Annotated in this window: 6 protein-coding genes; 2 read left to right on the top strand and 4 right to left on the bottom strand. The window is 70.4% G+C overall.

Annotated elements, in window-relative coordinates; genetic code table 11:
* Positions 1-22 precede the first annotated feature (22 nt).
* Positions 23-1006, bottom strand: a complete 984-nt coding sequence (locus BIU91_RS08475; protein WP_071247679.1) for a magnesium and cobalt transport protein CorA — start codon at positions 1004-1006, stop codon at positions 23-25.
* Positions 1007-1149: 143 nt separating this feature from the next.
* Between BIU91_RS08475 and BIU91_RS08470 the strand changes: the two genes are divergently transcribed.
* Entirely contained in the window at positions 1150-1959 is an 810-nt protein-coding gene (locus tag BIU91_RS08470) for a tryptophan-rich sensory protein (protein WP_071405052.1), read from the top strand.
* Positions 1960-2078: 119 nt separating this feature from the next.
* Here BIU91_RS08470 and ald read toward each other — a convergent pair whose 3' ends face one another.
* From ald to BIU91_RS08455, 3 genes are all read right to left on the bottom strand, one after another.
* The gene (ald, locus tag BIU91_RS08465; protein WP_071405051.1) at positions 2079-3179 is read right to left on the bottom strand and encodes an alanine dehydrogenase; all 1101 of its coding nucleotides are present in this window, start codon (positions 3177-3179) and stop codon (positions 2079-2081) included.
* A gap of 141 nt (positions 3180-3320) precedes the next feature.
* Complete coding sequence (locus BIU91_RS08460; protein ID WP_071405050.1) at positions 3321-4280, bottom strand: AraC family transcriptional regulator; 960 nt, start codon at positions 4278-4280, stop codon at positions 3321-3323.
* Between the two features lie 50 nt (positions 4281-4330).
* Positions 4331-5293, bottom strand: coding sequence for a sugar-binding domain-containing protein (locus tag BIU91_RS08455; RefSeq protein WP_027466231.1), 963 nt, complete (start codon positions 5291-5293; stop codon positions 4331-4333).
* Positions 5294-5485: 192 nt separating this feature from the next.
* On the opposite strand from BIU91_RS08455, the gene BIU91_RS08450 reads away from it, so the two are divergent.
* Positions 5486-7234: a glycerol-3-phosphate dehydrogenase/oxidase gene (locus tag BIU91_RS08450; RefSeq protein WP_071405049.1), complete on the top strand. Its 1749-nt coding sequence runs from the start codon at positions 5486-5488 to the stop codon at positions 7232-7234.
* Positions 7235-7272: the final 38 nt, after the last annotated feature.

Raw genomic sequence — 7272 nt, 5'->3', positions numbered from 1 at the left:
GCGGCGCGGCTCCGGTTGCGGCTCAGAACCAGCGCTTGACCTTGAACACCACGTACAGGATCGCGGCGAACAGGACCATCGCGACGATCGACAGCGGGTACCCCCACGTCCAGCCGAGTTCGGGCATGTGCGTGAAGTTCATCCCGTAGATCGCGGCGATGAGCGTCGGCGCGAACAGGATCGCCGCCCAGCCGGAGATCTTCTTCGTGTCGTCGTTCTGCTTCTGCGCCGCCAGGGTCGAGTCGACGGTCAGGGCGTTCTGCAGCAGCTGTCGGAACGTGTCGAGTCGCTCCACCACCCGGATCGCGTGGTCGAGGACGTCGCGGAACCGCCGCTGCATCTCGATCGGCAGGTGGTACTTCTCGGCGCCGCGGTGCAGGTTCTCGATCATGTAGACCAGCGGACGCGCGGCACGCTGGAAGTCGACGACCTCGCCGAACAGCTCGTACACGCGCCGGGACACCCCGGCCTCGCCCGAGAACAGCTGGTCCTCGATCTGGTTGATGTCCTCCTCGAGTCCGTCGATCACCGGCACGTAGCCGTCGACGATGGAGTCCATCAGCGCCCAGAGCTGCGCCTGCGGGCCGACGGTCACCAGCCCCGGCTTGCCGCTCAACCGCTGCAGCGCCCGGGGAACGGTCTGCTTGCCGCGGGGGTCGGCCTTCACGACGGCGAGGAAGAAGGTCTCACCGACGAAGGCGTGCACCTCGCCGAACGCCACCTCTTCCTGCTGGTCGTTGTACAGCGCCGGCTTGAGCACCACGAACAACGTCGAGCCGTAGCGCTCGAGCTTCGGTCGCTGGTGCCCCTCGGCGGAGTCCTCGACGGCGAGTTCGTGCAGGCCGAGGGCGACCGCGACGTCGCCGAGTTCCTCGGCGTCGGGCTGGTGCAGGACGATGCACGCGCTGGCGCCCTGTTCGTCGAGCATTCGGAAGGTGTCGTCGAGGGACGGACTCGCGATCGGTGCGATCCGGTCGATGTAGACGGTGTTCAGTTCGACGCTCACGCGCCCACCGTACGCAGGGTGGCCGGTCTCCGGCCTGGAGGCCCCGCCACACGCCCCGCGTCCTGCCTGAACGTGCGCTGCACGGCCGCCGCTACCGGCCGCCTACGGTGCAGGTCATCAGCATGCTGACGAAAGGGACTGTCATGAAGAGGATCTGGAAGCGCATCGCGGTGGCCGTGAGCGCAGTCGTCGCCGTCATCGGCGCGTACGTCGGGTCGGGCGCTGCCGGCGGCACGCCCATCCAGGACGCCGCCGGTGGCGCCCTGTCGGCGTCCTCGACCGCGATCGCCCCGGACGGCCCGGCCTTCTCGATCTGGAGTGTCGTCTACGCCGGGCTCATCGGCTACGCGGTCCTGCAGCTCTTCCGCACCGCGAACGACGAACGGCACGAGCGGCTGGTGGTGCCGGCGGTGCTCTCCCTGCTGCTCAACGCCGCGTGGATCCTGTCGGTGCAGTTCGGGTTCCTGTGGGCGAGCGAGCCGATCATCGTCGCACTGCTCGCCGTGCTGATCTGGACGTTCACGATCCTGCGCCGCACCCCGTCCCGCGGGGTCGTCGAGGCGATCCTGACCGACGGCACGTTCGGGCTGTACCTGGGGTGGGTCTGCGTCGCGACGGCCGCGAACACCGCTGCGGTACTGACGGCGGCGGGCTTCCGGGGCTTCGGACTCGGGCAGGACCCGTGGGGCGTGGTCGTCGCCGCGGTGGCCGGGCTCGTCGGGGTCCTCATCGCGCTGTGGGGCCGGGGACGCCTGGCACCCATGGCCTCGGTCGCGTGGGGTCTGGCGTGGGTCGCCGTGGCCCGGTTCGAGGGACCGCTCGTCTCCGTGCCGACGGCGGTCGCGGCCGTGGTGGCTGCGGCGGCCGTGGTCGTCGTGACCCTGGTGGTGCGTGCCCGCGCCGGCTGGGTCGGCGGGCGTGCCGGTCGGGCGGCGGCCCCGGTGGCCGCCTGACGCGCGGCTACCTGCGCGTCGTTTCGGGCTGAGCGACACCTCACGCAGCGATTGGGCCGTGAGGTGTCGCTCAGCGCGAAGACTCGCGCGGCAGACTCGCGCGACAGACTCGCGAAGAATCAGCGCGCGGACGCGACCAGGCCGTGCGCGGCGGCGACCGCGGCGTTCGTGACCCGGCCGTCGTGCACGTTCAGGCCGGCGGCGAGTGCGGGGTCGGCCTCGAGCGCGGCCTCCCAGCCACGGTCGGCGATCGCGACGGCGTACGGCAGCGTGGCGTTGGTCAGCGAGATCGTGCTCGTGCGCGGAACGGCGCCGGGCATGTTCGCCACGCAGTAGTACACGGTGTCGTGCACGGCGAACGTGGGGTCGTCGTGGGTGGTCGGGTGCGAGCCCTCGAAGCAGCCGCCCTGGTCGATCGCGATGTCGACCAGCACCGAGCCCGGCCGCATGTCGGCGACCATCGCGTCGGTGACGAGCTTCGGCGCGGACGCCCCGGGGATGAGCACGGAGCCGATCACCAGGTCGGCGTCGCGCAGGGCCTCGGCGATGGCGTGCGCCGACGAGCGCAGGGTCGTGACGCGGCCGTCGAACCGGGCGTCCAGTGCCCGGAGCCGCGGCAGGCTGATGTCGAACACGGTGACGTCGGCGCCCATGCCGAGCGCCATCGTCGCGGCGTGCTCCCCCGCGACACCACCGCCGATGACGACCACGCGGCCCTTCGGCGTGCCGGGGACCCCGCCGAGCAGCAGCCCGCGCCCGCCGTTCGTGCGCATCAGGTGGAACGCGCCGACCTGGGCGGACAGTCGCCCGGCGACCTCGGACATCGGCGACAGCAGGGGCAGCGAGCGGTCCGGCAGCTGCACGGTCTCGTAGGCGATCGCCGTCGCACCCGAGTCGATGAGCGCGTCGGTCAGCGGTCGGTCGGCGGCGAGGTGCAGATAGGTGAAGAGCACCTGGCCCGGCCGGATCATCGGGTACTCCGACGCGACCGGCTCCTTCACCTTGAGGATCAGCTCGGCGCGCTCCCACACCTCGGCCGCGGTGTCGACGATCGTGGCGCCGGCGGTGCGGTACTCGTCGTCGGTGAAGGCCGAACCGGACCCGGCCCCGGCCTGCACAAGCACCTGGTGGCCGTGCGATCCGAGCTCGGCGACACCGGCGGGCGTGGCCGCGACGCGGTACTCGTTGTTCTTGATCTCGGTGGGGACGCCGATGCGCATGCTGACTCCTTCGTGGGCGGTGCGTTCGTCCCGTCCATTGAGCACCGGATTCGCCCACAGCAGCACTGAGCCGAACATCCGGACAGCGGCAGCGTGATCCGTGTCACGAGATTCGGCGGAACGGTCCGCAGCAGCAGTCGGTCAGTGCCCGCGCAGCGACTCGCTCGGCAGCTCTCCGAAACGGCTGCGGTAGGTCGCCGAGAAGCGCCCGAGGTGCCCGAAGCCCCACGTCCGCGCGATCTCGGCCACCGTCGTCTCGTCCAGGCCGCTGCCGACCAGGTCGGTCCGGGCGCCGTCGAGTCGCACGCCGCGCAGGAGTTCCCCCGGCGTCTGGTCGAGGTGCCGACGAAGGGACTGCTGCAGGCCGCGGGGGCTGAGCCCCGCCGCCGCGGCGATCTCCGGCGTGCCGATCGCTTCGCGCGCGTGCTCGTGCACGAACTCGAGCGCCCGGCGCAGACGGTCGTGCTCGGGGCCGCTGCCGGACACCGTCGCACGCCACTTGTCGCGCTGCGGGAAGGCCCGGATGGCCGCGGTCACGAAGGCCTCGGCGATGTCGTGCTGCACCATCGGGCTCATCGACCGGTCGACGTCGAGCCACGTGGCCGAGTACTTCCGCACCACCGACCGCCACAGCGCGATGCCGTCGGCCGTCGGGCGGCGCATCGGCTCGAAGGCGAAGTCGTCGTCACCGGCCACGGCTCGGACGAAGTCGCGGTCCAGATGGACCAGGTTCAGGGCGATGTCGCGGTGGTGCAGCGCGTACGGCTCGGCGAAGGGCAGCACGACGGGCACCCCGGCCTCGAGCTCGTACGTCTCGCCGCCCGAGGTGATCCGGCTCGAACCGCTGCGCATCCAGGCGACCAGGAACTCGTCGTCGACCTGGCTCTCGCTCCGCAGGTCGACCATGAACCGCGACGAGCGCAGGGACATCCGTCCGTCGCCGACGCCGGCGAAGTCCCAGTGGGCGTTCTCGTGGGTGCGACGGACCAGTGGTGCACGGAAGTCGTAGTCGCTCCCGAAGAACGCGAGCGCCTGGTCGACGTCGCTGCCGACCATCCGACGGAAGTACCGCTGGCCGGGCTGTTCGAGAGAGAGCACCATGCTCCAGAACCTAGGACCGACCACCGACAAACTGCGTCAGGTCCTGACTCTCAGGGCTGCAGGATCGCCTGCCCCACGCTCTCGTCCAGGATCAGGTCCGTGATGAGCCCGGCGGCCAGCGCGCCCCGCAGCGACGCCGCCTTCGACCGCCCGGCGACGACGCAGACCCGCCGCGGCGCGCGCTTGATCGTGTCGAGGTCCGGAGCGCCGGCGCGGGCGTTCACCCCGATGTCCTTCCACGAGCCGTCGGCCCGGTAGAACACCGTCGAGACGTCACCGACGACCCCCGCCTGCGTGAGCTCGTCGCGGTCCTCGGGGTCGAGGTACCCGCCGGAGTACACGTGCGAGGGCACCGGGGCCTGCGGGGCACCGACACCGAACACGACGAGGTCCATCCGCTCGTGCAGGTCGAGCACACGGCGGATCGAGCGCTCCCGGAACAGCGCTTCCTTCGTCGCGGGGTCGTCGAAGAACGCCGGCACCGGGAACTGCTGCACGAACGCACCGTAGGCCTCGCCGAACCGGCGCAGGATCTCGGACGCGTAGACGATGCCCGTGGTGCGGGTGTTCGCGGCGCCGTTGATCTGCACGATCGTCGAGCCGTGGGTGGTCTTCGGCACCAGGTAGCGGCTGACCGCACTCACGGTCGAACCCCACGAGATCCCGATCACCATGTTCGACTCGACGTACTGCGTCAGGATCCGGGCGGCGGACAGCGCCACCCGCTCGAGCCGGTCGACGTCGCTCGTGTGGTCCGGCACCGGGACGACGTGCGCGTGCACCCCGAAGCGGGAGCGGATGCTCCGGCTCAGCGCAGCGGCCTGGTCCAGGGGCGAACGGATCTGGATGTCGACGAGCCCGGTGTCCCTCGCGTACTTCAGCAGCCGCGACACCGACGAGCGCGAGGTGCCGAGTTCGTCGGCGATGGCGTCCATCGTCAGGTCCTGCAGGTAGTACAGGTGGGCGGCGCGCAGCGCCTGCTGCGTGCGCATGGGCTGAGCCGCATCGCTCATGGTGCTCCGATCTGTCGAACGCAACCATGCACGGACGTGCAGGGCCTCTGCAACCCCTGCCGCGCCTCCTGACCGCCGTGTCGGGCCTGGACGACACGTGTGCTGCACGTTCGTGCACGCGAGTTGCCCGCCCTGTCGAACGAGCGCACGATCGATCCTGACCCCACGAACAGACGAAGGAAGCGACGAACCATGTCGAAGAAGACACAGCCCCGGAACACGGTGACCGCCCTCACCGAGCGCCCGAACGCGCAGGTCCTCGTCGTCGGCGGCGGCATCAACGGCATCGCGACGTTCCGCGACCTGGCGCTCCAGGGCGTCGACGTCGCCCTGGTCGAGCGTGGCGACTACGCCTCCGGCGCCTCCGCGGCCTCGAGCCACATGATCCACGGCGGCATCCGCTACCTGGAGAACGGCGAGTTCCGCCTGGTGCGCGAGAGCGTGCAGGAGCGCAACGGCCTGATCCGCATCGCCCCGCACTACGTCAAGCCGCTGCAGACGACCATGCCGATCTTCTCGACGTTCTCCGGCATCATGAACGCCCCGCTGCGCATGCTGACGCACAAGCAGCGCTCCACGAAGGAGCGCGGCGCGATGCTCATCAAGATCGGCATGACGATCTACGACTCCTTCTCGCGTGACGGCGGCTCCGTCCCGAAGCACGTCTTCCGCACCAAGAAGGCCGCGCTCGAGGACATGCCCGCCCTCAACAAGGACCTGAAGTACACGGGCACCTACTACGACGCGAGCGTGCACGAGCCCGAGCGCCTGGCCCTCGACGTCCTGAAGGACGGCCTGGCCGCGGGAGCCGGGAGCGGCTCAGCCGCGACCGCCCGCGCCACGAACTACGTCGAGGCAGCCGGGACCCGCGACGGCGGCGTCCTGCTGCGCGACCGCGAGACCGGCGACGAGTTCGTCTTCACGGCCGACGTCGTGATCAACGCCTCCGGCCCCTGGACCGACCTGACGAACGAGGCGTTCGGCGGCGAGACGAAGTTCATGGGCGGCACGAAGGGCTCGCACATCGTCGTCCACAACGACGAGCTGCTCGAGGCCACCAAGGGCCGCGAGCTGTTCTTCGAGAACGACGACGGCCGCATCGTCCTCATCTACCCGCTCAAGGGCCGGGTGCTCATCGGCACGACCGACATCGACGCCGACCCCTCGAAGCCGGTCACGACGACCGACGAGGAGATCGACTACTTCTTCGGGCTCGTCAAGCACGTGTTCCCGCAGATCGACGTCACCCGCGACCACATCGTCTACAGCTACTCCGGCATCCGTCCGCTCCCCCGCCACGAGGACACCGCCCCCGGCTTCGTGTCCCGTGACTACCGGATCGTGGACACCCAGATCGCCGGGCTGCCGAAGTCGACCGTGCTGTCGCTCGTCGGTGGCAAGTGGACGACCTTCCGTGCCCTCGCTGCACACCTGTCCACCGAGGCGACGACCAAGCTCGGCATGAGCCGCAAGGTCGACACCACGGGCATGCCGATCGGCGGTGGCAAGGAGTTCCCGACCACGGACGCCCAGCGCGCCCTGTGGATCAAGTCGCACCGCGACGGCCTGGACGAGTCCCTGGTCGAGGGGCTGCTCGAGCGCTACGGCACCCGTGCCGCCGAGGTCGTGGACGTCCTGACCGACAGCCCCGTCGAGCCGCTCGAGTCCGACCCGTCGCTCACCCGCGCCGAGGTCGCGTACTTCGCCCGCCACGAGCAGGCCGTCCACCTGGTCGACGTCGTCCTGCGCCGCACGAACCTGGCGTTCGTCGGCGGGGTCACGATCGACCTGCTCGACGAGCTGGCCGACGTGCTCGCCGAGGCGCTCGGCTGGACGACCGAGGAGCGCGCGGACGAGGTCCAGCGCACGCTCGACGTGCTGCGTGAGTCGCACGGCGTGATCGTGCCGCTGACGTCCGCATCGGCGTCGCAGCTCGCGTAGTCGACGCGACCGACCGCAGACGGGAGGCCCGGTACCAG

It is taken from the genome of Curtobacterium sp. MMLR14_002 (assembly GCF_001864975.1).
In the GTDB taxonomy this organism is placed as follows: Bacteria; Actinomycetota; Actinomycetes; order Actinomycetales; family Microbacteriaceae; genus Curtobacterium; species Curtobacterium flaccumfaciens.
This window is presented reverse-complemented; position numbering and strand designations above follow the sequence as displayed.